Source organism: Haloarcula salina, assembly GCF_049603855.1.
GTDB lineage: Archaea > Halobacteriota > Halobacteria > Halobacteriales > Haloarculaceae > Haloarcula > Haloarcula salina_A.
The window spans coordinates 1,376,449-1,403,161 of the sequence record NZ_CP187146.1; the positions used below are offsets into that span (position 1 = coordinate 1,376,449).

The 26,713-nt window shown below is 66.7% G+C and carries 24 protein-coding genes; 20 read left to right on the forward strand and 4 right to left on the reverse strand.

Features of this window, described 5'->3' with window-relative positions; translation table 11 throughout:
- The first annotated feature begins 78 nt into the window (after positions 1-78).
- The gene (locus ACOZ4I_RS07165; protein WP_424004434.1) at positions 79-783 is read left to right on the forward strand and encodes a helix-turn-helix domain-containing protein; all 705 of its coding nucleotides are present in this window, start codon (positions 79-81) and stop codon (positions 781-783) included.
- Between the two features lie 49 nt (positions 784-832).
- On the opposite strand, the gene ACOZ4I_RS07170 is transcribed toward ACOZ4I_RS07165, so the two are convergent.
- Positions 833-1,396 (reverse strand): hypothetical protein, encoded by a 564-nt coding sequence (locus tag ACOZ4I_RS07170; protein ID WP_424004436.1) that lies wholly within the window; start codon positions 1,394-1,396, stop codon positions 833-835.
- Positions 1,397-1,610: 214 nt separating this feature from the next.
- Between ACOZ4I_RS07170 and ACOZ4I_RS07175 the strand changes: the two genes are divergently transcribed.
- The 9 genes from ACOZ4I_RS07175 (at position 1,611) to ACOZ4I_RS07215 (ending at position 11,601) form a co-directional block, all read left to right on the forward strand.
- The gene (locus tag ACOZ4I_RS07175; protein WP_424004438.1) at positions 1,611-2,156 is read left to right on the forward strand and encodes a hypothetical protein; all 546 of its coding nucleotides are present in this window, start codon (positions 1,611-1,613) and stop codon (positions 2,154-2,156) included.
- A 120-nt stretch (positions 2,157-2,276) separates the two neighbouring features.
- A complete protein-coding gene (locus ACOZ4I_RS07180; RefSeq protein WP_424004440.1) occupies positions 2,277-3,695 on the forward strand; it encodes an ABC transporter substrate-binding protein in 1,419 nt (472 codons plus the stop codon).
- A gap of 3 nt (positions 3,696-3,698) precedes the next feature.
- Positions 3,699-4,508, forward strand: coding sequence for an ABC transporter ATP-binding protein (locus ACOZ4I_RS07185; RefSeq protein ID WP_424004442.1), 810 nt, complete (start codon positions 3,699-3,701; stop codon positions 4,506-4,508).
- Positions 4,505-5,203 (forward strand): ABC transporter ATP-binding protein, encoded by a 699-nt coding sequence (locus tag ACOZ4I_RS07190; protein ID WP_424004444.1) that lies wholly within the window; start codon positions 4,505-4,507, stop codon positions 5,201-5,203. The genes ACOZ4I_RS07185 and ACOZ4I_RS07190 overlap by 4 nt, the downstream gene beginning before the upstream one ends.
- Entirely contained in the window at positions 5,200-6,189 is a 990-nt protein-coding gene (locus ACOZ4I_RS07195) for a branched-chain amino acid ABC transporter permease (protein WP_424004446.1), read from the forward strand. The genes ACOZ4I_RS07190 and ACOZ4I_RS07195 overlap by 4 nt, the downstream gene beginning before the upstream one ends.
- A gap of 133 nt (positions 6,190-6,322) precedes the next feature.
- Positions 6,323-7,486, forward strand: coding sequence for a branched-chain amino acid ABC transporter permease (locus ACOZ4I_RS07200; protein ID WP_424004448.1), 1,164 nt, complete (start codon positions 6,323-6,325; stop codon positions 7,484-7,486).
- A 130-nt stretch (positions 7,487-7,616) separates the two neighbouring features.
- Positions 7,617-8,420, forward strand: a complete 804-nt coding sequence (locus ACOZ4I_RS07205) for an alpha/beta fold hydrolase (RefSeq protein ID WP_424004791.1) — start codon at positions 7,617-7,619, stop codon at positions 8,418-8,420.
- A complete protein-coding gene (locus tag ACOZ4I_RS07210) occupies positions 8,413-10,080 on the forward strand; it encodes an AMP-binding protein (protein ID WP_424004450.1) in 1,668 nt (555 codons plus the stop codon). Before ACOZ4I_RS07205 ends, ACOZ4I_RS07210 begins: the two co-directional genes overlap by 8 nt.
- 90 nt (positions 10,081-10,170) lie before the next feature.
- Positions 10,171-11,601 carry an ATP-binding protein gene (locus tag ACOZ4I_RS07215; protein ID WP_424004452.1) on the forward strand — a complete coding sequence of 477 codons (1,431 nt, stop codon included), beginning with the start codon at positions 10,171-10,173 and terminating at the stop codon, positions 11,599-11,601.
- A gap of 43 nt (positions 11,602-11,644) precedes the next feature.
- Here the strand turns inward: ACOZ4I_RS07215 and ACOZ4I_RS07220 are convergent, their stop codons facing one another.
- Positions 11,645-12,895 (reverse strand): mandelate racemase/muconate lactonizing enzyme family protein, encoded by a 1,251-nt coding sequence (locus ACOZ4I_RS07220; protein ID WP_424004454.1) that lies wholly within the window; start codon positions 12,893-12,895, stop codon positions 11,645-11,647.
- Positions 12,896-13,033: 138 nt separating this feature from the next.
- Between ACOZ4I_RS07220 and ACOZ4I_RS07225 the strand changes: the two genes are divergently transcribed.
- Positions 13,034-14,002 (forward strand): sugar phosphate isomerase/epimerase family protein, encoded by a 969-nt coding sequence (locus ACOZ4I_RS07225; protein WP_424004456.1) that lies wholly within the window; start codon positions 13,034-13,036, stop codon positions 14,000-14,002.
- Between the two features lie 93 nt (positions 14,003-14,095).
- A complete protein-coding gene (locus ACOZ4I_RS07230; protein WP_162415235.1) occupies positions 14,096-14,809 on the forward strand; it encodes a TIGR00266 family protein in 714 nt (237 codons plus the stop codon).
- 45 nt (positions 14,810-14,854) lie between these two features.
- On the opposite strand, the gene ACOZ4I_RS07235 is transcribed toward ACOZ4I_RS07230, so the two are convergent.
- Complete coding sequence (locus ACOZ4I_RS07235; RefSeq protein WP_424004458.1) at positions 14,855-15,235, reverse strand: cyclic nucleotide-binding/CBS domain-containing protein; 381 nt, start codon at positions 15,233-15,235, stop codon at positions 14,855-14,857.
- Positions 15,236-15,502: 267 nt separating this feature from the next.
- On the opposite strand from ACOZ4I_RS07235, the gene ACOZ4I_RS07240 reads away from it, so the two are divergent.
- The 3 genes from ACOZ4I_RS07240 (at position 15,503) to ACOZ4I_RS07250 (ending at position 19,571) form a co-directional block, all read left to right on the forward strand.
- Positions 15,503-16,615 carry a Gfo/Idh/MocA family protein gene (locus ACOZ4I_RS07240; protein WP_424004460.1) on the forward strand — a complete coding sequence of 371 codons (1,113 nt, stop codon included), beginning with the start codon at positions 15,503-15,505 and terminating at the stop codon, positions 16,613-16,615.
- Positions 16,616-16,693: 78 nt separating this feature from the next.
- Positions 16,694-17,776, forward strand: coding sequence for a M24 family metallopeptidase (locus ACOZ4I_RS07245; RefSeq protein WP_424004462.1), 1,083 nt, complete (start codon positions 16,694-16,696; stop codon positions 17,774-17,776).
- Between the two features lie 100 nt (positions 17,777-17,876).
- Positions 17,877-19,571 (forward strand): glycoside hydrolase family 13 protein, encoded by a 1,695-nt coding sequence (locus ACOZ4I_RS07250; RefSeq protein ID WP_424004464.1) that lies wholly within the window; start codon positions 17,877-17,879, stop codon positions 19,569-19,571.
- Positions 19,572-19,632: 61 nt separating this feature from the next.
- On the opposite strand, the gene gfcR is transcribed toward ACOZ4I_RS07250, so the two are convergent.
- Positions 19,633-20,274, reverse strand: coding sequence for a transcriptional regulator GfcR (gene gfcR / locus ACOZ4I_RS07255; RefSeq protein WP_424004466.1), 642 nt, complete (start codon positions 20,272-20,274; stop codon positions 19,633-19,635).
- Between the two features lie 334 nt (positions 20,275-20,608).
- On the opposite strand from gfcR, the gene ACOZ4I_RS07260 reads away from it, so the two are divergent.
- From ACOZ4I_RS07260 to ACOZ4I_RS07280, 5 genes are all read left to right on the forward strand, one after another.
- Entirely contained in the window at positions 20,609-21,685 is a 1,077-nt protein-coding gene (locus ACOZ4I_RS07260) for a TrmB family transcriptional regulator (RefSeq protein WP_424004468.1), read from the forward strand.
- Between the two features lie 217 nt (positions 21,686-21,902).
- On the forward strand, positions 21,903-23,462 hold the full coding sequence (locus ACOZ4I_RS07265; RefSeq protein ID WP_424004470.1) for a substrate-binding domain-containing protein: 1,560 nt from the start codon (positions 21,903-21,905) through the stop codon (positions 23,460-23,462).
- Positions 23,463-23,534: 72 nt separating this feature from the next.
- Entirely contained in the window at positions 23,535-24,515 is a 981-nt protein-coding gene (locus ACOZ4I_RS07270; protein ID WP_424004472.1) for a carbohydrate ABC transporter permease, read from the forward strand.
- Between the two features lies 1 nt (position 24,516).
- Positions 24,517-25,512 carry a carbohydrate ABC transporter permease gene (locus ACOZ4I_RS07275; protein ID WP_424004474.1) on the forward strand — a complete coding sequence of 332 codons (996 nt, stop codon included), beginning with the start codon at positions 24,517-24,519 and terminating at the stop codon, positions 25,510-25,512.
- Positions 25,513-25,516: 4 nt separating this feature from the next.
- On the forward strand, positions 25,517-26,713 hold the full coding sequence (locus tag ACOZ4I_RS07280) for an ABC transporter ATP-binding protein (RefSeq protein WP_424004476.1): 1,197 nt from the start codon (positions 25,517-25,519) through the stop codon (positions 26,711-26,713).

Below are 26,713 nucleotides of genomic sequence, written 5' to 3' on the forward strand. Positions count from 1 at the left end.
GGACAGCGTGCGTGGTATCAACAATCGTGGACTTCATTACCGTGACACACGAACTGACACGTCAACCGTGGCTCGCCAATGATCGACATCGCCCTCGACATGGAGCAGTACGACTGCCCGTTCATCGACACGACGGCAGACCATTCGGTGGCCTTCGCGGCCGTCCACTGGGACTTCGACGAGCGCGCACGCGAACTCGACACCCGGATGGTCGTCGAGGCGGACGACGCTGACGTGCTCGACACCGGGCTCGACGCGCTGCGCGCCCACGAGAATATGCACGACTGCTCGCTGTTGCGCCGCGAGGGCGAAGCGGCCCACATCAAGACGACCATCGAGGAGACGGCGGCGATGCACACCATCCGGGACAACGGCGGGTACATCACCGGCCCGTTCCACATCGAGGGCGGCAGCGAGATCTGGCACGTGGGCTTCGACCGCGGCCGCGACGCCGATACGACGCTCTCGGAACTGGACCGGGACAACGAGTACGACGTGGTCGAGCGGACGGCGACCACGCTCCCGCAGGTGCAAGACCTCGTGCAGAACGCCGGCGCGGCGATGACGCTCGTCGACGGCTGTCGCGACCTCTCGGACACCGAGCGGGAGACGCTCGAACGGGCGGTCTCGGAGGGCTACTTCGAGTCGCCGCGGGACGCCACGCTCGGCTCGCTCGCGGACTCCTTCGGCGTGTCGAAGCCGGCCGTCTCGAAGAACCTCCGGCGCGGGGAGCGAAAGCTCATCGAGCGCGTCGTCGAGGCGCTCGACGACATCGACTCCTGAGTTTGGCCTGGCTGACAGCCTGGTCGCGTCCCGGCCAGAGTGTCAATCATTAACAGCCCATGCTTGTCGCAACGGTCTGCGAATCGATGTTTCCGTCACCACCGATACGGATCTCTGCAAACCGGGAATTACAGTCGAATTGATCGGCCGTTACTGCGTACGTTCCGGTCGTCTGTGTCGATTCGTCAGTCACTTCGAGGAGGAAGCCTGGGGACCGAAATTCCAGCCGAAGTGTCCCGTTCGGCGGAAGTGTTTCTGTGTGGGTTACGAGTGATGAGCGACTCCCGTTATGCATCACTTCGAGGGTGACAGTTCGGTTCGTCGGGCTATCATTCCAGATCTGAACCGGCACCCCCTCCCCGGCCCCGTCGATCTGGATGACGGTCGTGGGTTCGGCTTTCGTTCCCTGGTACGGGGCCGGGACAGATGGATCGATCGTTGGCGTGTCAGCTGTCGTTACGTCGGGCGGACCACCCAGGTACGAGAGAGTGGGGAACAAGAACACTGACGCTACGACGCCGGCAATGACGATGAGAACGACCGCAAGAAGCGGACGGATATTCACACTCCGAGAGATATTCGCCTGTGTGTATCTGTCTTCTGGTTGGTACATTCACGGGACTACCGATCACCCGATTTATGCAATATTGTGCCTGAAAAATCGACTTCAAGAGTGCCCTGTGACGGATCATACCGAAGGATGATGCACTGTCACAGAATCGCGTCATACAGACCGCCAAGAACCATTTGCTCCCGCAATTTGGCCACACAATGCCAGTTCAAAGCACCCTCACAAAGCACTTACAGACTCGTTTCGACGCTATGGTATGAATCGCCGACGATTTCTCTCATTTTCGGCGCTTTCTCTATCTCTCTCCGGGTGTACGGAGATATCGACCATCGACTCCGAGACAGACTCTCCAGCACCCCCACAAACGACGATCAACTCTGAGACAGCCACCCCAAGACCCTCACAAACGCCGGAGCGCGTCCACGACCTCTCTCTCGTGAACTACACCCCCACGACAGAAATCGCGACCGTTCGTGTTCTCGATGGGAACGGAAACGCCGTCGTCGCGGGTCGGTACGAACTCCCAGCTGAACGCGGTATCGAGTTCGAGGATGTCGGCGCACGGGAGACGGAGTATACCGTCGAACTAACGATAAACGGCACCGAACTGATACCGCTAACGTGGTTTACGGCCAGTTGCGAGTCGGTCGACCAGGCTCCACGGGGCTCCCGGAACGGTTACGTTCGACTCCGCCGAGACGCTTCCGACAGGCTCCAGGTGACGCTCGCCGTGGACGGCTGTGACGAACTCATTGCTCCAGAGTATCCAACCGGTCCCGCAGGGGCGTTCCGCCTCGAATAGTCAGCGAACCGTTGTGATTGGTGGCAATTCTTGGCAGCATCTTGCCAATTCGTGTCCTCCTCCCGCGTTAACATGTTAACTCGGCCCACTATGTGGGTCGCGAGTCTACGATTATCTGTTATGCAGAATACGACCACACGGAGGCGCGTCCTCGGTGCGCTCGGTGTCGGTGTCGCAGGACTCGGCGGTTGCGTCGGTGACGACTCATCCATGACAGAGCCAGGAACTTCGGGCGACGGCGGGTCGACGGACAGCGCTTCGACCGACGGCGAATCGACGGGCGGCGGCTCGTCCCAGACCGTGACCATCGGGATGTTACAGCCCCGGTCGGGCGACCTGAAGTACTACGGCGACCAGGCGCTGTGGGGCTTTCTCTCGGGGCTGGCCTACAAGGCCGACGCGGACCCGCCATCGGACCCCGGGACCGGCGAGGTGACGATGACAGTCGGCGACACCGAGTACCGACTGCTCGTCCGTGACACGGAGTTCTCCGCCGACACGGCACAGACGGCCGCGACCAACCTCGTCGAGAACCAGGACGTGGACCTGCTTGCGGGCTGTACCTCGTCGGCGGTGGCGAGTCGCGTCATCACGACGGTCGTCAATCAGGCCCAGGTTCCGATCATGCTCGGGCCGGCGGCGTCGGCGGACATCACGTCCAACTCGGAGACCTGCAGCGACCTGGTCTATCGGTCGAGCGAGAACACGGCGATGGACGCGCGCTCCGGCGGGAAGTACGTCGCCCGCGAGACGGACGTGTCCTCGGTGTACCTCTTCGGCGCGGACTACAGCTTCGGGCGCGCGGTCGTCAACAACTACCGGTCGGTGCTGGAGGCCGAGGGCGTCGACATCGTCGGCGAGCGGTTCGTCGAGCAGGGCTACGCCGAGTGGGACGGCCTGCTCGACAACGCCGAACAGGCGGGTGCCGAGGGCGTCGTCGGCGGCTTCACGGTCGCGACGCTCCCGGCGATGTTCAACGCCTTCCTCTCGGGGGACTACTCCTACCGGGTGTTCGGCGGGCTGGCGACCCGGATCACCAACAGCGTCGTCGGCGGGACGATGCAGAGCGTCCTCGGCGAGCCGCTGACGGCGGAGAAGATCCAGCAGTCGAAGCTGGGGCCGTTCACGACGCGGTATCACTGGAACCAGTACGACAACGCGATCAACGACGCTTTCGTCGAGAGCTACACCGGGACCTACGGCGTGGTCCCGGACCTGTTCACCTCGGGGACGTTCACCGCCGCGTCGGCCATCCACCAGGCGGTTCAGGAGAGCGGGTCGACGGCGGGCGCGGACGTGGCCGACGCTCTGAAGGGGATGACCGTCACGGACACGCCGAAGGGCGAGAACGGCTACACCTTCCAGGAGTACAACAACCAGGCGCGCTCGGCGATGACCGTCGCGGACCTCACCCCGACCACCGACGAGTGGGCGGACAACTGGGGCGCGGCCGTCATGCCGAGTCAGCCGCTGTCCCGCATCGCCCCGGACGAGACGACGATTCCGGCCGACAGCGATCAGATGGGCTGCTCTCTGTAGGCCATGCTCAGGACACAGGGACTGACCAAGGAGTTCGGCGGCCTCACCGCCGTCGACGACGTGGACTTCGAACTCGACCACGAACTGTGCTCGCTCATCGGCCCGAACGGGGCCGGGAAGACGACGTTCTTCAATCTGCTCACCGGGGCGCTGACGCCGACCGCGGGGACGGTCGAACTCCGCCGGGGGTCGGACTGGGAGGACATCACCGACGCCGAACCCCACGAGACGGCCAGCCGGGGCCTGCACCGGTCCTATCAGGTGACGAACGTCTTCCCGAACAGCACGGTGCTGGAGAACGTCCGCGTGGCCGAGCAGGCCCACAGCGGCGAGGCCACGACGTTCTGGCGCAACGTCGACCACTACGACGAGTTCGCCGAGCGCGCCCGCGAGATTCTCGACCGCGTCGGCCTGACCGAGCGGGCCGACGACCACGCGAGCACGCTCAGTCACGGCGCGAAGCGAAAGCTGGAGGTCGCCATCGCGCTGGCCGGCGATCCCGCTGTCCTCCTGCTCGACGAGCCAAACGCCGGCGTCTCCTCGGAGAGCGTCGACGAGATCCGCGACCTCATCGAGAGCGTCGCGGAGGACTACCCGGTCCTGCTGGTCGAGCACAACATGGACATCGTGATGGGCGTCTCCGACCGCGTCGTGGTGTTACACCAGGGCGCGGTCATCGCCGACGGCCCACCCGACGAGGTCCGCGCGAACCCCGACGTGCAGTCGGCGTACCTCGGGGGCTACGAACCGGGCAGTCTGAGCGAGGGGACGGACGCCGAGTCCGGGGCCGACTCGGAGGGGGGTATCGTGTGAGCGTCCTCGAACTCTCCGGCGTCCACACCTACTACGGGGACAGCCACATCCTGGAGGGCGTCGACCTCGACGTATCGGAGGGCGAAGTGGTCGCGCTCGCCGGCCGCAACGGCGTCGGCAAGACGACGACCCTCCGGACGATACTGCAACTGACGCCGCCCCGGGAGGGCGAGATCACCTTCCGCGGCGAGTCGCTGGTCGGTCTGGAGACCCACGACGTGGCTGCCCGCGGCCTCGGCTGGATTCCCGAGGACCGTCGCATCTTCGGCCAGCTAACCGTCGAGGAGAACCTCCGGGCCGCGATTCCCGAGCCATCGGACGTGGCCGCGGGCCTCGACCTGGCCTTCGAGTCGTTCCCCATCCTCGAAGAGCGCCGCGGACAGGACGCCGGGACGCTGTCGGGCGGCCAACAGCAGATGCTTGCCATCGCCCGCGGCCTGGTCGGCGACAACGACCTGCTGCTCGTCGACGAGCCCAGTGAGGGGCTGGCCCCGCAGATCGTCGCCGACGTGGCGGAGGCGCTCTCGCGAGCGAGCGAGGACGTGACGATGCTGCTCGTCGAGCAGAACCTCCCGCTGGCGCTCGACCTCGCCGACCGGTTCTACATCCTCGACAAGGGCCGCGTGGTCGACGACGGCGAGACGGCGGCCGTCTCGGCCGACGACGAGCGATTCAGGAGGTACCTATCGGCATGATCCTCGAAGCGCTCGCGGACTTCCTGACGGTGAGCGAACTCGGCGGAGTCGTCGTCAACGGGCTCGCGAAGTCCGCGCTGTACGTGATGATCGCCAGTGGGCTCACGCTGATCTTCGGCCTGATGGGGGTCCTGAACTTCGCGCACGGGTCGCTGACGATGGTCGGCGCGTACCTCGGCGGTCTCCTGATGGTCGTCACCGTCTCCGGCGGCACGCCCCCGGTGACGCGGCTCGCCCTGTTCTTCGTCGCCGTCGTCGTCGCCTTCGCGCTGCTTTCGGTCCTGGGCGGGGCCATCGAGACGACCATCATCCGCCCGCTGTACGACCGGCCGCCGATCTACCAGATCCTGTTGACCTTCGGGCTGACGCTGGTCATCGAGGAGGTCGTCCGCATCGTCCTCGACGTGTACGGCCTCCAGCCGATCTCGGACTGGCAGGCGGCGCTTGCGACCAAACCGCAGTTCCTCCGCGAACCGGTCGCGCTCGGCCCGGTCAGCGTCGGCTGGATGGCGATGTTCCAGATCCTGCTCGGGACGCTCACGGTCGCCGGTATCTGGGCGTTCCTCACGAAGACGCGCTACGGCCTGTACATCCGCGCCGGGAGCGAGGACGCCGAGATGGCGTCGGCGCTCGGCATCGACGTGCGCCAGGTGTTCACCGTCGTCTTCGCGCTCGGCATCGGCCTCGCGGGCGCGGCAGGCACGCTCCTGATGTGGGATCCGACGTGGGGCGCGTCCGTGCCGCTTGCGGCCGAGACGCTGCTGCCAGCGTTCATCGTCGTCATCGTCGGCGGCCTCGGCACCTTCCGGGGCACCGTCGTCGCCGCGCTCGTCGTCGGCATGACCGACGCGGTGACGACGTGGTGGTTCCAGAACACCATCGAGTTCACTGGCCTGCCCGAACTGGTCCTCTTTCTGGTCCTCGTGGTGACGCTGATCGTCCGCCCGCAGGGCCTGTTCGGCGTCGAGGAGGTGGGGGGCCATTAGCACCGAGACCGAGTCGGAGACCGACGCCGCGGCCGGCGCGGCGACGGCCACCGAGACGGCGTGGCCGAAGGCGTACCTCCGGGACCACGTCGCGCACATCCTCGTCATCGCGGCGCTCGCCCTCTACCCCGCGGTGTACGACGTCCTCCTGAACTCGCCGGTCAGCGCGGAGGCCCAGACGCTGCTGCCGACGGTCGAGACGATGGTCGGCGTGCTGTACTTCGGCCTGTTCGCCATCTCCTTCGACTTCGTCAGCGGCTACACCGGCTACCTCTCGTTCGGCCACGCCGTGTTCTACGGCACCGGCGCGTACACCGTCATCCTCGTCGCGAACGGGAAGGTTCCCCTGCTCGGGCCGGGCACGCCGTTCATGCTGTCGCTCGTCGTCGGCGGCCTACTCGCCGTCGTCCTCGCGATACTCGTCGGCCTCGTCTCCTTCAGGCTCTCGGGCGTCTACTTCGCGATGATAACGCTCGGGTTCGCACAGGTGCTGTACGTGTTCGTCCGCGGGTGGGACTACGTGGCGAACAACCCCCGCGACGGCCCCGCCGTCGGCCCCTCGCACGTCGAGGGGTTCCAGATCGGCGTCCCCGGCGTCGACCAGCTTTCGCTCGCCATCGGCGTCCTGACCGGCGACGAGGTGTCGCTGCTCGGGTCGACGCTGTCCAGCACGGCCGTCTCCTACTACATGGTCGGGCTCGTCGTGCTGGCCTGTTACTTCGCGATGCAGCGAATCGTCCACTCGCCGTTCGGCCGCGTCCTGCTCGCCATCCGCGAGAACGAGGAGCGCGCGGTCGCGGTGGGCTACAACACCTACCTGTACAAGCTCGGCGCGTTCGCCATCAGCGGCTTCTTCGCGGCGGTCGCCGGCGGCCTGTTCGCCGGCTTCCGGCGCTCGGCCAGCCCGGAGAACTCGTTTTACTTCCTCGTCACCGGAGACGCGCTGCTCGCCAGCATCATCGGCGGGTTCGGCACGCTCGCCGGGCCGCTGTACGGCCGCCTGTTCGACGAGACGGTCCGGGAGTTCCTCTCGCCGGCCGGCCAGGGCGGCGGCCTGCTGCCGTACCTCCGGGCGCTGCTCGGACAGGAGACGCTCGACGCGCCGGTCCTCGGGGACGCGACTGTCGGCGGCCTCATCGACCTGCTGTTGAACGGGCACGCGAGCCTCTACGTCGGCATCGTGTTCGTCCTGTTCGTCCTCTACGTCCCCGACGGCCTGCTCGGGACGCTCCGCTCGCGCGTCGGCGGCACGTTCGCCGATGCGGTCCCCGCGAGACTGTGGGGTGAGGACCGATGACGGACGCGAACGCGACGACCGACCGTGACGGCGGACCGACGGCTCCCGATTCGACGCGGAACTGGAGTGATCGACAGTGACGCCCTCGCAAACGGATTTCTCGCATGACGGCGAACCGACGGAGACGACGATGCACTACGCGACGAACGACGGCATCGAACTCGCCTACGAGCGCGCCGGCCCCGCGGACGCCGAGACGGTGGTGTTCGTGGAGGGCATCGGCTACGGCCGCTGGATGTGGCGCTGGCAGCGCGACGGCCTCGCCGACGAGTACGACACCATCGTGTGGGACAACCGCGGCACCGGCGACTCAGACGAGCCCGAGGGCCCGTACACGATGGCGCAGCTGGCCGGCGACCTCGACGCGGTGCTCGCCGACGCCGGCGTCGAGTCGGCCCACGTCGTCGGGGCGAGCATGGGCGGCATGATCGCCCAGCGCTACGCCCTCGACCACGACCGGGCGCGCTCGCTGACGCTGCTGTGCACGTCGCCGGGTGGCCCCGACGCGGTCCCAGTCCCCGAGGAGACCGAACAACGGATGTTCGACGTGCCCGAGGGACTCGACGAGCGCGAGCGCCGGCGCTACAAGATGGAGCCCGCGCTCTCCGAGGGCTTCCCGGAGGCCCACCCCGACCTGATAGAGCGCATCGTCGACTGGCGAATCGAGAGCGACGCCAGCGACCAGGCGCTCCAGTGGCAGGCCGCGGCCGTCGCGGCCCACGACGTCCACGACCGCCTCGACGAGATCGACGTGCCGACGCTGGTCGTCCACGGTACGGCCGACCGTGTCGTCCCCTCCGAGAACGGCGAACTGCTGGCCGAAGGGATACCGAACGCCGAGTTCGAGACCGTCGAGGGCGGGCCGCACCTGCTGTTCGTCGAGGACCACGAGCGAATCACCGCGCGCATCAGGAGGTTCCTCGACGATGTCTGAGTTCGCCCCGGGAGACTGGGTCGGTGCCTGGAGCGAGCGGCGGGCCGCGCTCACGCCCGACCGCGAGGGACTGGTCGACGCGACGACCGGCCGGCGGTTCACCTACGCGGACCTGGACAGTCGCGCGAACCGCGCGGCCCGCCTGCTCCGAGAGCAGGGCGTCGGCCGCGACGACGCGGTCGCCGTCGTCTCGCGGAACCGTCCCGCCGTCGTCGACCTGTTCTTCGCCACCGGCAAGACCGGGAGCCGGCTGGCTCCGCTGTCTCACCGCCTCGCACCGCCCGAACTCGCCGCCTTGCTGGCCCGCGTCGACCCGGCGCTCGTCGTCGTCGAAGCGCCCTTTCTCGACGCCGTCGCCGCCGCCCTGACCGAGACCGACGGTCTCGACCCACGGCTCGTCCGCCTCGAATCCGCCGACGGCGACACCACCGCTGGGGCCGCCAGCACCGATGCGTCAGCGACCACCGACTCGACCGCTCCCGACGAGTCCACGTCCGATGCCCGCGACGCACTCGCGGCCGCCCCCGCCTACGCTTCGGCCCTCCCGTCGGACGACTCACCCGTGGAGCGGGCGGCGCTCGCGCCCGACGACACGCATCTCCTGCTGCACACCGGCGGCTCGACGGGCACGCCGAAGGAGACCGAGATCACGCACCGCGGCATCGTCTGGAACTCGCTGAACACCATCACGGCGTGGGGGCTGCGGGACGACGACGTGACGCCCATGGTGTTCCCGATGTTCCACACCGGCGGCTGGAACGTCCTCACCGTCCCGCTGTGGCACATGGGCGGCACCGTCGTCGTCGCCCGCGAGTTCGAACCCGGCGACGTGCTGGACATCGTCGAGCGCGAGGGCGGGACGGTGCTGGTCGCCGTGCCGGCGGTCCTCCGGCTGATGGCCAATCACGACCGCTGGGACGAAACCGACCTCTCGACGCTCCGGTTCGCCAAGTCCGGCGGTGGCCCCTGCCGGAAGGCCGTCATGGAGGCCTGGTGGGACCGCGGTGTCGACCTCTCGCAGGGCTACGGGCTCACCGAGTGCGGCCCGAACAACTTCGAGATGCCCGAGGGGTGGCCCCGCGAGAAGGCCGACTCCGTCGGCAAGCCGGCGATGCACGTCGACGCGCGGGTGGTGGCAGTCGACCACGGCGAGACCGACGCCGACGCTGCGACCGTGGACCGCGGGGAGGTCGGCGAACTCGAACTGCGCTCGCCTCACGCCGCCGACCGCTACCTCGACAACCCCGAGGCCACCGCCGAGACGTTCGGCGACGGCTGGGTGTCGACCGGCGACCTCGCGCGCGTCGACGCGGACGGCTACTACTACATCGAGGGCCGGACGAAGCACATGTTCGTCAGCGGCGGCGAGAACGTCTACCCGGCGGAGGTCGAGGACGCCATCGCCGACCATCCCGACGTGAGCGAGGTCGTGGTGGTTCCGGTCCCCGACGAGACCTGGGGCGAAGTGGGCAAGGCCGTCATCGAACCGACCGCCGATGCGGATGCGGAACCGCTGACCGTCGAGTCGCTGCGCGAGTTCCTCGACGGCCGCCTCGCGCGGTACAAACATCCCCGGGAGGTGGCGTTCGTCGACGAGATGCCGACGAGCGGGCCGGACAAGATCGACCGCGGCGCGGTCGCGGAACGCTTCGGTCGGTAGGCTCGATCCACGCGGCTACTTAAACGAGTCAGTGATGCAGGCGCACATTCAAGTCGGACAACTGTCAACACTACATAAACTCGAACTGACATGAATGAGCACGCAGAGCCGATTCACGTGTTGCAAGTGGACGACGACCCGATTCTCGACGCGGACACAGCGACGGGTTCGGGGCCGCCCCTCTCGGTCACCACCGTCGAGTGCGGTGAGCGCGCAATCGAGCGTCTCGATTCCGAGTCCTTCGACTGTCTCGCCGTCGCCGCCGACGCGCCGGAGACAGACTGCCTGTCCCTCGTCGCCGCCGCCCGCGAGTCCGACGATGCCCTCCCCATCGTGTTGCTGACCGACGACGCGAGAACCACCGTCGTCGAGGAGGTCCTCGAACGCGGCATCACAGACTACTACGAGCGGGACACGGGGACAGAGCGTGCCGCCCCGCTCGCCAACCGGATCCGCCTCGTCACCGAGCGCCGGCGCGTGGAGCGGACGGCTGACCGGGTCAGGCGGCAATTCGCCGACCTGACGGAGCACGCAAACGCGATGCTGTGGATATTCGCCGGGGACTGGAGCGAACTCCTGTTCGTCAACTCCGTGTACGAGGAACTGTACGGCCGTTCGGTCGACGCGCTCGAAGAGAACCCCACGGAGTTCATGACGGCGATCCACCCCGCGGACCAGGAGCGCGTCATCGAGGCGATGCAGGGCGTCTCGGCGGGCGAGTCGGTGACGGCCGAGTTCCGCATCACGCGGCCGGACGACGATCAGCGCTGGGTTCGGGCCGAGGCGGAGCCGGTACTGGAGAACGGCTCGGTCGAACGGGTCGTGGGCTACTCGCGGGACATCACCGAGCGAAAACGCCGAGAGCGACGGCTCGAAGCGTTCGCGAACGTGGTCAGTCACGACCTCCGGAGCCCGCTCGACGTGGCGCGCGGCCAGCTCGAACTGGCGCGGGCGAAGGGCGACGAAGCGCACTTCGAGGCGGTCGAGCGCGCGCACCGCCGCATCGAGACGCTCGTCGATGACCTGCTGGCGCTGGCGACGGGCGGTGACGCGGCGCTCGACGTCGAGGCCGTGCCCCTCGGGACCGTCGTCGAGCAGTGCTGGCAGACCACCGACACCGAGGACGCGACGCTCGAACTGGCCGCCGACGCGGTCGTTCGGGCGGACCCGGAACGGCTCCGGCAGTTGCTCGCGAACCTCGTCGGCAACGCCGCTGCCCACGGACCGGCGGCGCGGTCCGACGGAAACGCCGAGGGGGTCACCCTCGACGGGACCGAAGTGACGATAACGGTCGGCGAACTGGACGACGGCTTTTACGTCGCCGACGACGGTACCGGCATTCCGGCCGACGAGCGCGAGCGGGTGTTCGAGCCCGGCTACGGGTCCGCCGACGGATCGGGCTACGGGCTCTGTATCGTCGAGCAGATCGCCGAAGCCCACGGCTGGTCGGTCGACGTGTACGAGAGCGAGCGCGGCGGGGCGCGCTTCGAGGTCACCGGCGTCGAGCCTGCATCGGACTGACGCCCCGCGCGAAAAAGCACCGACGGCCTGTTGCGGGCGAGCCTTACGCCTCGTCGAAGACCGTGTCGCCCTCGACGACGTGGTCCGCGACGGCGTCGAGGTCGAGCGTCAGGCCGAGGCCCGGCTCTTCCGGGATCTCGATGTAGCCGTCCTCGATGACGTCCTCCTCGACGAGGTCTTCCCACCAGCCCAGCTCGTAGGAGTGGTACTCGACGGCGAGCGCGTTCGGGATGGCCGCGCCGACGTGGGCGGAGGCCATCGTCGCGATCGGCGAGGAGACGTTGTGCATCGCGACCGGGATGTAGTACTGGTTCGCCACGTCGGCGACCTTCCGGGTCTCGCGCATGCCGCCGACCTTCGGCATGTCGGGGGCGACGATGTCGACCGCCTGGTTCTCGATGAGGCGGCGCTCCTCGGTGACGCGATAGCGGTTCTCGCCGACGGTGATCGGCGTCGACGTGGACTTCGTGACTTCCTCCTGCACTTCGAGGTTCTCCGGCGGGACGGGGTCTTCGAGCCACCACACGTCGTACTCCTCGATGGCCTCGGCCAGGCGCTTGCCGGAGCCGCCGGAGTAGGTCCAGTGGCAGTCGAAGGCCACGTCGGCCTCGTCTTTGACCTCCTCGGTGACGGTCTCGACGATTTCGGCCTTGTGACGGACTTCGCCCGGGCGGAGGTGGCGGTTCGCGCGGTCCTTCTCGAAGCCACTGGGCACGTCGAGGTCGAACTTCAGGGCGTCGTAGCCCAGTTCGTCGACGACGCGGCGGGCCTCGTCGGCGCAGGCCTCGGGGTCGGCCTCCTCCTCCGTGTGGCAGTCGCAGTAGACGCGCATCCGGTCGCGGTACTTGCCGCCGAGCAGCTGGTAGGCCGGCACCTCCAGAATCTTGCCGGCGAGGTCGTGCAGCGCGACCTCGATGCCGGCGATGGCGGTGACGGTGACGCCCTCGACGCTCCCCTCGCCACTCATCTTCTGGACGAGGTGCTCGTAGAGGCGGTCGATGTCCAGCGGGTTCTCGCCGACGACGAACGGCTTCATCCGCTCGATGAGTTCGGGGACGCCCGCGCCCCAGTAGGCCTCACCTGTACCGACGATACCCGCGTCGGTGTAGATGCGCACCAGCGTCCACGGGAAGTTCCCGTCGATCATCGTCGTCTGGACGTCCGTGATCTCCACGTCGCGGCCGCCGCCGCGCTTGGCGGTGACGCCCATGGTCTCGCCGGAGAGTTCCCGCATCGTGTACTCTGCGTTCGGGTCGTGTAGGTCTGCGTAGTCGACGTCGTTCGCCTGTCCCATACCCCCGCTTGCAGGGCCCCGTCACAAAAGTGTAGAGGAAACCGGCTCGATTACTTCGGTTCCGAATTATCTTTTCTACTAGTCCGGCCCGCCGCTCGCGGGGGTATTTTTATCTCGAAACCGACTGTACTCGGTGGCATGGACATCGGTGTACTGACAGTTCCACTCGGCGGTCAGTCGCTCGACGACGCGCTCTCGTACCTCTCGGACCTCGGCGTCGACGCGGTCGAACTCGGCTGTGGGGGCTTTCCCGGCGACGACCATCTCGACAGGCAGGCGTACCTCGACGACGAAGGCAGACAGGACGAACTGCACGCGCTGCTCGACGAACACGACTTGCGCGTGAGCGCGCTGGCGACGCACAACAACCCACTGCATCCCGACGACGAGCGCGCTGACGCGGCGGATACGGAACTCCGCGAGGCCGTTCGGCTGGCCGACCAACTCGGCGCGAACACGGTGACCTGCTTCTCGGGCCTGCCCGCCGGCGGCCCGAACGACGAGGTCCCGAACTGGATCACCGCGCCGTGGCCGAGCGAGCACGCCGACGCCCACGAGTACCAGTGGCGCGTCGCCGAGGAGTACTGGTCCGACCTCGCCGCCCACGCCGCCGCCCACGACGTGGACCTCGCCATCGAGATGCACCCCAACATGCTCGTCTACGAGCCACGGGGCCTGCTGGAACTGCGCCGGCGGACGAACGACCACCTGGGCGCGAACTTCGACCCGTCGCACCTCTACTGGCAGGGCATCGACGTGACCGAGGCCATCCGCCTGCTCGGCGACGAGGACGCCATCCACCACTTCCACGCCAAGGACACGAAGGTCTACGAGTCCGAGGCCCGCGAGAAGGGCGTGCTCGACACCGCACCGTACACCGACGAACCGAACCGCTCGTGGCTGTTTCGCTCCATCGGCTACGGTCACGACGAGTCCCACTGGAAGGACGTGGTCTCGACCCTGCGGATGGTCGGCTACGACGGTGCGCTCTCCATCGAACACGAGGACTCGCTCACCAGCGCGCGCGAGGGGCTAGAGAAGGCCGTCGACGTGCTCGACCGCGCCGTCTTCGAGACCCAGCCGGGCGACGCCTACTGGGCCGAGTAGCTTCTGGCCACCTACAATTCGTTCGATTCTGTGCGTAATTTTATGTAGCGGCTGGCAGAACAGTCACTCGTCTCACAGCTTCGGAGACAGACCATGGACATCGAACTCACCCACAAGCCCTCGTACACGCACGTCCGCGTCACGCTCGAAGACGGCGAATCGATCCTCGCGGAGCCCGGCGCGATGGTCAGTCACTCCCCGACCATCTCCATCGAGACGACGACCAGCCGCGACGGCCTGCTCAGTTCGGCCAAGTCGATGCTCGGCGGCGAATCGCTTCTGGCGAACGAGTTCACCGCCGAGGGCGGCGAGGGAATCGTCACGCTCGCGCCGCCGACACCCGGCGACGTGCACCATCACGAACTCGACGGAACCACGCTGTACGCCGTCGACGGGGCCTTCCTCGCGGCCGACCCCAGTATCGACATCGACTCCGAGTTCGGCGGCGTCAAGTCACTGCTCGCCGGTGCGAGCATCACGCCGCTGGCCCTGAAGGGCACGGGCCACGTCTTCATCGAGGCCTTCGGCGGCATCGAACGCGTCGAACTCGACGCTGGCGAGCGCTACACCGTCGACAACGACCACGTCGTCGCCTGGGAGGGGACGGTCGACTTCGACGCCCACCGCGTCGGCGGCCTGAAGTCGACGCTCCTCAGCGGCGAGGGACTGGTCATGGACTTCACCGGTCCCGGGACGGTCTGGTACCAGACGCGCGGCCTCGACGCCTTCACGTCCGCCATCGCACAGGCGCTCCCGGGAACGGGCGACGACGACAACGGCGGGACCGGCATCGACGACTTCCTCTGAGCGTCGTGCGGCACGGACGCCGCCGGCAGGTCCCGCTCTCGCCGGTCAGGCCAGTTCGCGCGTGATGTCCGTCGAGGACACCATGCCGACGTAGTCCTGGTGCTCGTCGATGACCGGCAGGTGTTTGATGCCGAAGTTCGTCATCATCGCGGCGGCCTCCCCGAGTTCCAGCGAGGTGGTGACCCGCTCGACGGGCGCGGTCATGACGTCCGCGACGGTCGCCGACGAGAGGTCCTCGCCCGCCGCCACCGCGGCGACGATGTCGGTCGTGGTAATGATGCCCGCCTCCGCGCCGGGCACGAAGATGCCGTTGATGTCCTGTTCGCGCATCTGCGTCGCCGCCTCTCTGACGGTCGCGTCTGCTGAAATCGTCTCTAGCGGCGTCGACATCACGTCCTCGATGTGAACAGCCTCTTCAGAAGCCATACCGCTCCAACGCCCGCATCTGGTTTTGTCTTTTCCCTCCGGCTGGATATCGCGGTGCGGTGACATCACGGACCGTTCTGACCCCGGTTGTTATTTCGCCCCCGAGTGAAGGGCCGATATGACACTCGATGTCGGCGTCCTCGGCTACCGCTTCACGGCCACCTTTTTCCCGCTCGGGTGGCCTCCGACCACCACTCGCGGCAAAAACGTGGGCGAAAAAGGCCGCTCACTCACTGCGTTCGTTCGCGGTACCACGGAGGCGACCGCATGACACTCGATGTCGGCGTCCTCGGCTACCGCTTCATGGGCAAGGCACACGCGAACGCGCTCTCCCGGCTGTCGATGTTCTTCCCGGAGGCCCCGGCGGTCAACAAGGACGTCATCGTCGGGCGCGACGAAGACGCGCTCGCCGACGCCGCCGAGGAACTGGGCTTCGATCGCACGGCGACGGACTGGCGCGACGTGGTCGACGAGGTGGACGTGTTCTACAACCTCGGACCCAACCACGTCCACGCGGAGCCGTCTATCGCGGCGCTGGAGGCGGGGACCCCGACGTTCTGCGAGAAGCCGCTCGCCCCCACGCTCGACACCGCCGAGGAGATGGCCGACGTGGCGGACGCGGCCGGCGTCCCCGCGGGAACGGCGTTCAACTACCGGTTCGTCCCGGCGATACAGTACGCGAAGAACCTCATCGAGGCCGGCGAACTCGGCGAGATTCACCACTTCCGCGGGCAGTACCTCCAGGACTGGCTGGTCGACCCGGAGGCCCCGTGGTCGTGGCGCAACGACGAGGAACTGGCCGGCAGCGGGGCGCTCGGCGACCTCGGCGCGCACACGGTCGACCTCGCGCGGTTCCTGCTCGGCGACGCCGCCGGCGAGATATCGCGGGTGAGCGGCCACCTGCGGACGTTCCACGACGAGCGTCCGGTCGAGGGCGAGGACGAGACCCGCCCGGTCACGGTCGACGACGCCTACAGCGCGCAGGTCGAGTTCGAGGACGGTGCGATGGGGACGCTCGAAGCGTCGCGGGTCGCCAACGGCCACAAGAACGCCCACACCATCGAAATCGAGGGGTCGAAGGGCGCGCTGAAGTTCGACCTGGAACGACTGAACGAACTCCAGGTGCTCACCGAGGGCGACCGGGGCTTCCAGCGGGTGCTCGTCACCGACGCGGACGACCCCTACGTCGAGCACTGGTGGCCGCCCGGCCACGTCCTCGGCTGGGAGCACACCTTCGTCCACGAGAACTACGAGTTCCTGTCGGCGGTGGCCGAGGGCGGCGACGCGGACCCCTCGTTCGCCGACGGACTGGCGGCCCAGCGCGTCCTCGACGCCGTCGAGCGCAGCGACGAGCGCGGCGAGTGGGTCGCCGTCGACTGAGACGGAGCGGAGCCGTCCCGGGCTGAGTCGCCGACGGGGGACGGGGATTTACTACGGGCCGGCCCGCCACGTCCGGGTATGTCGCTCACCGACAGACTCGACCAGTACCTCCAGTCCGAATCGCTGCAAGCCGTCTGGTTCGCCCGCCCGGCCTCCTTCGCGTGGCTCACCGGCGGCGGCGACAACGTCGTCGACCGGGGCGTCGACACCGGCGTGGCCGCCGCGGGCTACGACGGCGAGCAGATTACGGTCGTCACCGACAACATCGAGGCCCCGCGGCTCCGCGAGGAGGAACTCCCCGAGGGCGTGGCCATCGAGACGTTCGACTGGCACGCCGAGAGCCTCGCCGACGCAGTGGCGGCGACGAGTCCGACGCCGGCGGCGGCCGACTTCGACGTATCGGGCTTCGAGTCGGTCGACGCGACGGCTCTCAGACAGCCGCTGACAGAGACACAGCGCGAGCAGTACCGCGAACTCGGGGCCGATACGGCGGCGGCCGTCGAGTCGGTCGCCCGCGACGTGGACCCGTCGGACACCGAACTCGACGTGACGGGGGCGCTCCGCGACGAACTCGAATCGCAGGGCATCGCGACCCCTGTCGTCCTCGTCGGCAGCGCCGAGCGCGCCCAGTCCTACCGCCACTACACCTCGACCGACACCGAACTGGGCGACTACGCGCTCATGTCCGTGACGGCACAGCGAAACGGCCTGCACGTCAGCACCACGCGGTCGGTGGCGTTCGACCCGCCCGAGTGGCTCGCCGAGCGGGCGCGGAAGGCAATGCGCGTCGAGACGACGGCGCTGGCCGCGACCCGGGCCGTCGGGCAGGAGGGCGGGACCGCGAGCGACGTGTTCGAGGCGGTACAGGACGCCTACGCCGAGGTCGGCTGGGAGGGCGAGTGGCGTAACCACCACCAGGGCGGTGCGGCCGGGTTCGCCGGGCGGGAGTGGATCGCCACGCCCGGGAACGAGAGCGCGGTGGTGCTACCGCAGGGCTACGCCTGGAATCCGACCGTCGACGGCGCGAAGAGCGAGGACACCTTCCTCGTGAGCGAGGAGCGCGTCGACCTCCTCTCGGGGACGGGCGACTGGCCGACCGAGACGGTCGAAGCCGTGGGCTACGACCTCGAACTCTCACGGCACTCGGTCCTCGACCTGTAGGGCCGTCGACCCGCTTAACCGCCGGAGGGGAGATGAGTTTACAACAGGTGTTGTACGACGATGCGTAGATTTATGAAGGGCGTTCGGGTATCCATCAGGTATGACCGCAGAGCGTGCGTGGTGGAAGGAGGCGGTCGTCTACCAGATCTATCCCCGGAGCTTCAACGACAGCGACGGCGACGGCATCGGTGACCTGCAGGGGGTCATCGAGCGTCTGGACCACGTCGCCGACCTCGGGGCGGACGTGATCTGGCTCAATCCCGTCTACGAGTCGCCACAGATGGACAACGGGTACGACATCAGCGACTACCGGGCCATCCACGAGGAGTTCGGGACGATGGCCGACTGGGAGGCACTGCTCGACGAAGTCCACGACCGGGACATGCGGCTGGTGATGGACCTCGTCGTCAACCACACCTCGAACCAGCACGCGTGGTTCCGGAAGTCCCGCGAGCGCGACCCGGCCTACGAGGACTACTACATCTGGCGTGAGGGCGACACGGACGAGGACGGCGACCCGGTGCCGCCGAACAACTGGGAGTCCTTCTTCGGCGGGTCGGCCTGGGCGTTCGACCAGACGCGCGGCGAGTACTACCTGCACCTCTACGACCGGTCCCAGCCGGACCTCGACTGGACGAACGAGGCCGTCCGGCGCGACGTGTTCGACGTGGTCGAGTGGTGGCTGGAGAAGGGTATCGACGGCTTCCGCATGGACGTGATCAACCTCCTGTCGAAGGCCGAGGGACTGCCTGACGGCGACCCCGACAGCGAGTGGGTCGGCTCGGAACACTTCATCAACGGCCCGGAACTGTACGAGTATCTCGACGACCTCGACGAGGACGTGCTGTCGAACTACGACGTGATGACGGTCGGCGAGATGCCACAGCTCACCGTCGAGGCCGCCCGTGAGTACGCCGGGGCCGACGGCCCGCTCGACATGGCGTTTCACTTCCAGCACACGAAACTGGACTACGCGGACGGCGATCGGTGGTCCGTCGGCGACTGGGACCTCCGGGAACTCAAGACCATCACCGAGCGCTGGCAGAGCGGGCTGGCCGAGGACGGCTGGAACGCGCTCTACTGGGAGAATCACGACCAGCCCCGGAGCGTCTCGCGCTACGGCGACCCCGACGAGTACCGGCGGGAGTCCGCGAAACTACTCGCGACGTACCTCTTCACGCTCCAGGGGACGCCGTACGTCTATCAGGGCCAGGAACTCGGCATGACGAACGCGACGTGGGACTCGATGGGCGACCTCCGCGACGTGGACGCGATCAACCACGCCGAGGAACTGCTCGAGCGGGAGGGCGTCGACGGCTACGACGACGTGAAAGACGTGGTCGGCTACCGAACCCGCGACAACGCACGGACGCCGATGCAGTGGTCCGACGACGAGAACGCTGGCTTCACCGACGGCGAGCCCTGGATCCAGGTCAACCGGAACTACACCGAGGTCAACGCGGCGGACCAGCGAGCGGACGACGACTCCGTCTACAACTACTACCGACGGTTGATCGACCTGCGCGAGGAGCGCGACGTGCTCGTCTACGGCGACTACACCGACCTGCTCCCCGACCACGAGACGGTCTTCGCCTACACGCGCTCGCTGGACACCGACGAGGGACCCGAGCGCGCACTCGTCGTCTTGCACTTCTCGGACGAAGCGAAATCAGTCGATCTTTCGGTCGAGTACGGGGAGGCGTCGCTGTTGCTGAGCAACTACGACCGCACGGACGCGGAGCCGGTCTCGCTGTCGCTCGCGCCCTACGAGGCCCGCGTGTACGAACTTCGATAACGGCGTCCACGGTCGTCTCGGCGCTGTCCGCAGTCCGTCGGTGAAAAGCGTCCGGTGGCGCTTACTCGTCGGCGTCGTCGCGGCCGACGCGGATGACTTGCAAGAGGGAGTAGACGGGGACGCCACGGATGTCGCCGACGCCGCGCTTGTCGGCCAGTACGACGCAGGCGACGGGGTTGCCGCCCTGGTCGTGGATGGCGTCGATGGTCTCGGCCATGGTGTTCCCGCTCGTGATGGTGTCGTCGACGACGTAGCAGTCGCGGTCACGGATCTGTGCGAAGTTCCGTGAGAAGGAGCCGTCGTTCGTCTCGCTCTCGTCGTCGTCCCACTGGTGTTTCGTCGGCGCGTACGTCCCGAGGTCGGTGTCGAGTTCGCGGGCGACGGTCGTCGCGAGCGGTGCGCCGGCCTTCTCGATGCCGATGGTGAGGTCCACGTCCTCGCCCTGTTTCGAGAGCAGGTCGGCCATCGCCGCGCCGGCGTGGTACAGCCGGGTGCTGTCACGGCCGAGGGCCGACCAGTCGACGTGGATGTCGTGTGGCCCGCTGGACTGGTCGGGCTCCGGCTCCGCACCGGTCCCGCTCCGTTCGACGAGCCAACTGGCTGTTTCCCTGGAAACGTTGAGCTCGTCGGCGATCTCCCCCTTGGAGAGACCCCGCTGTGCCAGGTCGGCCGCGCTGTCGACGAGATCGTCGATGTTCTTCATATATCGCATTTCCGCGCGGGAGGATTTAATAGGCAATGTTCTTCTCCCCGGAATGGTGACCCGAAACTGCTCGAACGTGGGTGGGTTCAGGACCGCCGTGCGGGTGTCCTGTCCAGCACGACACACCGAACCCGACGGCACCCGCCTCGACTACCCCATTCAAAAATTCTTTAACAACAACAGTTGTACATGAGGTGAGATGCTCTATGGTGACGTACCACAGGATCGGGGTCCGCAGTCTGACCCCGCGTCTGTCGCCCGGGAGCGACACGGCCGACCGGTGACTGGAGACAATCATGGCTGTTAACTACACACTGGGACTCGAACGGAACACATGGACGACAGCGAACTAACCGACGTTCTCGAAGACGCCGGTCTCTCTCCGTATCAGGCCGAGGCGTACGTGGCGTTGCTCGGTCTCGGCACCGCCTCGGCGACCGACATCGCCGACTCGTGTGACGTTCCCGACCCGCGGATCTACGACGTGCTTCGCGACCTGGAGTCGAAAGGATACATCGAGACCTTCCAGCAGGACAGCCTGACTGCCCGAGCGCGAAATCCCGAGGTCGTCCTCGAAGACCTCAGAGCGCGTTCGAGCAAGTACCTCGACGCCGCGGAGACCATCGAAGAACGCTGGGACCAGCCGGCCATCTCCGACCACGAGGTCAGCATCGTCAAGCGCTTCGAGACGGTCATCAGCCGTGCGAGGGAACTCATCGAGGAAGCCCAAAACCAGATTCAGGTGGGCGTGAACCCGGAGCAGTTCTACGCGGTCGAGTCGGCGCTCAGGGAGGCCCACGACCGCGGCGTCAACATCAAACTGAGCATCTGTACGGGGCCGGACCAGCAGATCCCGTCGATCGACGAGCTCGAGGGGGCCTGCACGGAGGCTCGCCACCGGGAGATCCCGGCCCCGTTTTTCGTCCTCGTCGACCGTACCTGGACCTGTTTCGCGCCACACGCCCACTCTGTCAACGAGTACGGCGTGCTCGTGAAAGACCGGACGCACACCTACATCTTCCACTGGTTCTTCCTGACCTGTCTGTGGGAGATCTGGGAGACGATACACACCGAGCGGACGCCCGAGACGCCGACGACATACGTGGACCTCCGCCACGCCGTCCGCGACATCGAACCACTGTTGAACGAGGGGGCATCTATCGAGGCCGTCGTCAGTGGGTACGTGACGGACACGAACGAGGAAGTCGAACTCCGGGGACACATCACCGGCGTCGAGTACACCGGGAGTAACATCGGGCGGACGGACCCGGTCCCGCTGGCGCAACTGGCGGGTCAGATCAGCGCGACGCTCGAAACCGACGACCGGACGTACGAAATCGGCGGCTGGGGGGCCGTTCTCGAAGAGATCGAAGCGGTGGAGGTCACTATCGTCGGCGTACGGTACGAGTGACACCGATCGCACCCGGCTAAATAAACTTTCACTCAGTTTGCGCGTTTGAGCGTGCTCGATTCACAAATACCCGTTTGGGCTTCCCATAGATATTTATACTTGATTATCTTTAGTGATTGTTCTTCGCTGAAAAATAACTCGGTAGGAAGTCATTTACAACACCCGTGGTTAATTATGGATAACACTTAAGTGATATCCGGGATAGCTCAGCATAGACATGTCGGACAATGGCACATCGGCTGAGCGAGAATCGACAGGCGTGTCGCGGCGGCGGTTCGTTCGCGCTGCTGGCGCGTCGGGTGTCGTCGCGGGACTGGCGGGCTGTGCGGACTTCGTCGGCGGCGGTGGCGACGGGGGCGACGGTGGCGACGGAGGCGGCGGTGGCGGCGACGGTGGCGACGGCGGGAGCACGGGCGACGGCAACGGTGGAAGCGGCGGGACGACCGTCCAGTGGGGCTTCGACCCCGTGGCCGCCCAGAACAACGGCGACGCCATCAAGCAGGCGCTGCACGACAACGGGCTCTCGGACGACATCACGGTCCAGCTCGTCCCCCGGAACCAGGAGACTGGACAGGCGCGAGCGAACTACAACCGGCTCCTCTCCGCGGGCGAGACGGACCCGGACATGTTCCTGATGGACAACGGCTGGACGAACATCTTCATCCAGCGCGGGCAGCTCCAGAACCTCACGGAGTTCCTGCCGGAGGAACTGGTCACCGAGGTCGACGAGAACTACTTCTCGGCGTTCACCGACACCGCGCGGGACCCGGGAAGCGGGAACCTCTTCGGCGTCCCGGTGTTCCCGGACTTCCCGACGATGCAGTACCGAAAGGACCTCGTCGAGGAGGCCGGCTACGACCCCGAGGGCAACAACTGGGCGACGGAGCCGATGACCTGGGAGGAGTGGTCGAACATCGCCGCTGACGTCCACGACAACTCCGGCGTCGACTACGGCTTTACGACCCAGTGGGACATCTACGTGGGAACAGCCTGCTGTACGTTCAACGAGGTCATGTCCTCGTGGGGCGGCGCGTACTTCGGCGGCCGGGACAACCTCTTCGGTCCGGTCGGTGAGCGCCCGATCACGGTCAACGAACCGGAGACCATCAATTCGCTCAACATGATGCGGAAGTTCGTCCACAACGAGGACTTCGGCGGGACCTTCGACGGATACGGCGGGGGCTTCACGCCGACGAACATCCTCGGGTGGACCGAGGAGTCCTCGCGCGCGCCGTTCGCCCAGGGCAACGCGGTGTTCCACCGCAACTGGCCGTACTCGCTGGCGCTGACCGGACGTAACCCGGAAGAGACCGAAGACCCCGCCCTCGGCGAGGACCTCGGTGCGATGCCGATTCCCTACGCCGTGCCGGAAAGCGAGGCCGCACAGCCGGGCACCGGCGGAACGACCGCCGCCCTCGGTGGCTGGCACATGACGGTCAACCCCAACACCGGCCAGCCGGACGCCGTCAAGCAGGTCATCCGCGCCGCGATGCAGCCGGACTTCCAGCTGACGCTTCTGTCCATCCAGGGCTGGCTGCCGCCGCGACCCGAGCTGTTCAACTCCGACGAGGCCCGCAACGTCCCGGTCGTCGGCCGGTACATGGACACGCTGCAGGTCGCCGGTCAGAACACGATGCCCCGGCCGGTCACGTCGGTCTGGAGCAACCAGACCAGCAAGATCGCCCAGCAGGTCAACCGCGCCGTCGGTCAGGAGGTTTCCTCCGAGCAGGCGATGGCCACGCTGGCCGAGTCGCTCGCCGAGACCGAAGGAAACTGACAGCCTAGCTTTACATCAAACCCACTCGATTATTAATCATGGATTCCTCGACAGACGGATGGAGGTGACCGAATGAGCACAGACACAGGTCGAGAGTCTCGACGGTCGGGTGCGCTCGTCGACGCCATGCGCTGGATGGAGAACTTGAGCGACACGCAGTACGCGTACTTGCTGTTGCTGCCGGTGTTCGTTTTGCTCGGCGTCGTGGCGCTGTATCCGCTGTTGCGGACGTTCGAACTGTCGCTGTTCGCCACGTCCCTCGACTTCTCGAGTCGGAACTTCGTCGGCCTCGGTAACTACGTCGGACTGTTCACGGGCGAGAAGAACCAGTTCCTGCCCGGCGGCACCACGTTCCTGCCGAGTAGTCTCTCCCTCCAGGCGCTACTCAACAGCGCCCTGGTGGTGACGATCATCTTCGCCGTGGTGAGCGTGCTGTTCGAGACGCTCATCGGTCTGGGGCAGGCGCTCATCCTGGATCAGGACTTCTACGGGCGGCGGTGGGTCCGCGCGGCCATCATCATCCCGTGGGCGGTCCCCATCGTCATTCAGGGGATGATCTTCTTCCTGATGTTCAACTCGAACGTCGGGTTCCTGACGCCGCCGCTGGCCGACCTCGGCCTGCTCGCGCCCACAAACACGCTCAACGACACGCCGAGCGCGACGTTCATCATCATCGTGGCCGACATCTGGAAGACCTCGGCGTTCATGGCGCTGCTGATCCTCGCCGGTCTCCAGAGCATCGACCGCGGGCTCTACGACGTGGCGAAGGTCGCGGGAGCCACCAAGTGGCAGCAGTTCAAGCTCATCACGTTCCCGCTCATCCTGCCGACCATCGGGGTCGCGGTCCTGTTCCGCTCGGTGCAGGCGATGCGCGTGTTCGGTATCATCGACACCGTCTCCAGTTGTACCGTCGTGCCGTCGCTGTCGTGCATGGTCGTCGCGACGTTCACCACCCGCGAGGGAACGTCGGCGGCCATCGCGTTCGTGACGGCCGCGATCATCGGCACCGTCGTCATGGGGCTCATCGTGTGGCAAGGGGAGGACGCGATCTGACATGGCAACCACGAACGAAGACCAATCGAGTGACGGCCCGCTCCAGCGCTGGACCCAGAGCGCGATCCGGGACCCGGAGAAGGTGTATCGGGCGCTGTTCTACGCGGCGATGATATTCTTCCTCGTGACGACGCTGTTCCCGTTCTACTGGCTCGTCGTCCTGGCGGTGACGCCAGAGGGGAACCTGCTCGCGGGGAGCTTCCTCCCGACGGTGAACCTCTTCGGCGTCAGCGGGACGTTCCCGCTGCCGGTCCCCAAGGGGTTCAACCCGGGCGCGTTCATCAGCGTCTTCGAGGAGGTCCCGTTCCACCTGTTCATGCTGAACAGTTTCGCGCTGGCGATCACGACGACGGTCATCGTCCTGTTCGTCGCGAGCCTCGCCGGCTACGTGTTCGGCCGGCTCCGGTTCCCGGGCCGCGCACTGTTGATGCTCGCCATCCTCGCGATCAGCTACTTCCCGCCGGCCGCGTTCGTCATCCCGCTGTTCCAGGCGTTCGCCGGCAACGCCCCGATCACGGTTCCGTTCACGAACATCCCGCTGTTCACGCCACCGCGGCTCCTGAACACGCCGGGATCGATGGTGCTGCCGTTCAGCGCGCTGTTCATGCCGCTGTCCATCTTCATCCTGACGACGTTCTACGGCCAGATCCCGGACGGCCTTGAGGACGCCGCGCGGGTCGAGGGAACGACGCGACTGGGCGCGCTGTTCCGGGTCATCATGCCGCTGTCCGCGCCGGGCGTGGCGACCGCCTCCGTGCTGACGTTCATCGCGGTGTACAACGAGTACTTCTTCAGTTCGATCATGGCGACTTCGCCGGAGGCCACGAAGTGGTCGCCGATCGTCGGCGGGATCCTCAGCTACCAGACCCAGTACACGACCCAGTACAACCTCATGGCGGCCGCGAGCATCGTCGGGGTCCTCCCCGTCGTCATCCTCGTGGTCGTCGCCCAGGAACGCATCGTCAGCGGACTGACCTCAGGAGCACTCAAGGAGTAACACAATGGCACGAGTACGACTCGAACACGTGACGAAACGCTACGACGACCAGGGTGACGTGGTCACCGCGGTCGACGACATGAACCTGGACATCGCCCACGGGGAGTTCATCTGCTTCGTCGGGCCGTCGGGCTGTGGGAAGTCGACGACGATGGAGACCATCGCGGGGCTGACGATTCCGACGGAGGGCGAGATCTACATCGGTGACCGCGAGGTGACGAACCTCCCGCCGAAAGACCGGGGCATCGCGATGGTGTTCCAGAACATCGCGCTGTTCCCGCACATGGACGTCTACGACAACATCTCCTTTGGGCTCCGTCTTCGGGACTACCCGCAAGACGAGATCGACCGCCGGGTCGAGCGGGCCGCGGACATCGTCCAGCTAGAGGGCATGCTCGAACGGATGCCCGAGGAGATGTCCGGCGGCCAGCGCCAGCGCGTCGCCATCGCCCGCGCCATCGTCCGCGAACCGGACGTGTTCCTGATGGACGAGCCGCTGGCCAATCTGGACGCCAAGCTCAAGGTCCATATGCGGACCGAACTCCAGCGCCTCCACAAGGAACTGGACACGACGATCATCTACGTCACCCACGACCAGGAGGAGGCGATGACGCTTTCGGACCGCATCGCCGTCCTCGACTCGGGGAGCCTCCAGCAGATCGACCCGCCACTGACGTGCTACAACGAACCCGACAACCTCTTCGTGGCCGGCTTCATCGGTTCGCCGTCCATGAACTTCGTCGAGGGGACGGTCGCCGAGGACGCCCTCGAGACGCCGAACTTCTCGCTGGCGTTCGACCCGTCGTCCATCGAGGGCGTCAGCGTCGGGGACTCGGTCACGCTCGGAATCCGTCCCGAGGACATCTACCCCGCAGACCTCCGCGACGAGGTCGCGGATCCGTCCGGGATCATCCAGGCGACCACGGACATCCTCGAACCGATGGGCGACGAGATATTCGCCTACCTGTTGCTCGGCGACGGCGAGACGTCGATGTCACAGGAGCTTGCGACGAACGATCAGTTGCTCATGAGCATCGACCCGGACTCCGACATCGAGGAGGAAGACGAGGTCGGGGTCGTCATCGACCGACGGAACGTCCACCTGTTCGACTCGGCGAGCGGGGAGGCCATCTCCCACGATCTGCGCCCGGTCGGGACGGACAGCGCGGCGTCCGGCAGCGAAGTGGAGACCGACGACTGA

Coding starts and splice junctions, on each gene's coding strand:
- ACOZ4I_RS07165 (WP_424004434.1), top strand. CDS start 79: ATGATCGACATCGCCCTCGACATGGAGCAGTACGACTGCCCGTTCATC.
- ACOZ4I_RS07170 (WP_424004436.1), bottom strand. CDS start 1,396: ATGTACCAACCAGAAGACAGATACACACAGGCGAATATCTCTCGGAGT.
- ACOZ4I_RS07175 (WP_424004438.1), top strand. CDS start 1,611: ATGAATCGCCGACGATTTCTCTCATTTTCGGCGCTTTCTCTATCTCTC.
- ACOZ4I_RS07180 (WP_424004440.1), top strand. CDS start 2,277: ATGCAGAATACGACCACACGGAGGCGCGTCCTCGGTGCGCTCGGTGTC.
- ACOZ4I_RS07185 (WP_424004442.1), top strand. CDS start 3,699: ATGCTCAGGACACAGGGACTGACCAAGGAGTTCGGCGGCCTCACCGCC.
- ACOZ4I_RS07195 (WP_424004446.1), top strand. CDS start 5,200: ATGATCCTCGAAGCGCTCGCGGACTTCCTGACGGTGAGCGAACTCGGC.
- ACOZ4I_RS07205 (WP_424004791.1), top strand. CDS start 7,617: ATGCACTACGCGACGAACGACGGCATCGAACTCGCCTACGAGCGCGCC.
- ACOZ4I_RS07210 (WP_424004450.1), top strand. CDS start 8,413: ATGTCTGAGTTCGCCCCGGGAGACTGGGTCGGTGCCTGGAGCGAGCGG.
- ACOZ4I_RS07215 (WP_424004452.1), top strand. CDS start 10,171: ATGAATGAGCACGCAGAGCCGATTCACGTGTTGCAAGTGGACGACGAC.
- ACOZ4I_RS07220 (WP_424004454.1), bottom strand. CDS start 12,895: ATGGGACAGGCGAACGACGTCGACTACGCAGACCTACACGACCCGAAC.
- ACOZ4I_RS07225 (WP_424004456.1), top strand. CDS start 13,034: ATGGACATCGGTGTACTGACAGTTCCACTCGGCGGTCAGTCGCTCGAC.
- ACOZ4I_RS07230 (WP_162415235.1), top strand. CDS start 14,096: ATGGACATCGAACTCACCCACAAGCCCTCGTACACGCACGTCCGCGTC.
- ACOZ4I_RS07235 (WP_424004458.1), bottom strand. CDS start 15,235: ATGGCTTCTGAAGAGGCTGTTCACATCGAGGACGTGATGTCGACGCCG.
- ACOZ4I_RS07240 (WP_424004460.1), top strand. CDS start 15,503: ATGACACTCGATGTCGGCGTCCTCGGCTACCGCTTCATGGGCAAGGCA.
- ACOZ4I_RS07245 (WP_424004462.1), top strand. CDS start 16,694: ATGTCGCTCACCGACAGACTCGACCAGTACCTCCAGTCCGAATCGCTG.
- ACOZ4I_RS07250 (WP_424004464.1), top strand. CDS start 17,877: ATGACCGCAGAGCGTGCGTGGTGGAAGGAGGCGGTCGTCTACCAGATC.
- gfcR (WP_424004466.1), bottom strand. CDS start 20,274: ATGAAGAACATCGACGATCTCGTCGACAGCGCGGCCGACCTGGCACAG.
- ACOZ4I_RS07260 (WP_424004468.1), top strand. CDS start 20,609: ATGGACGACAGCGAACTAACCGACGTTCTCGAAGACGCCGGTCTCTCT.
- ACOZ4I_RS07265 (WP_424004470.1), top strand. CDS start 21,903: ATGTCGGACAATGGCACATCGGCTGAGCGAGAATCGACAGGCGTGTCG.
- ACOZ4I_RS07270 (WP_424004472.1), top strand. CDS start 23,535: ATGAGCACAGACACAGGTCGAGAGTCTCGACGGTCGGGTGCGCTCGTC.
- ACOZ4I_RS07275 (WP_424004474.1), top strand. CDS start 24,517: ATGGCAACCACGAACGAAGACCAATCGAGTGACGGCCCGCTCCAGCGC.
- ACOZ4I_RS07280 (WP_424004476.1), top strand. CDS start 25,517: ATGGCACGAGTACGACTCGAACACGTGACGAAACGCTACGACGACCAG.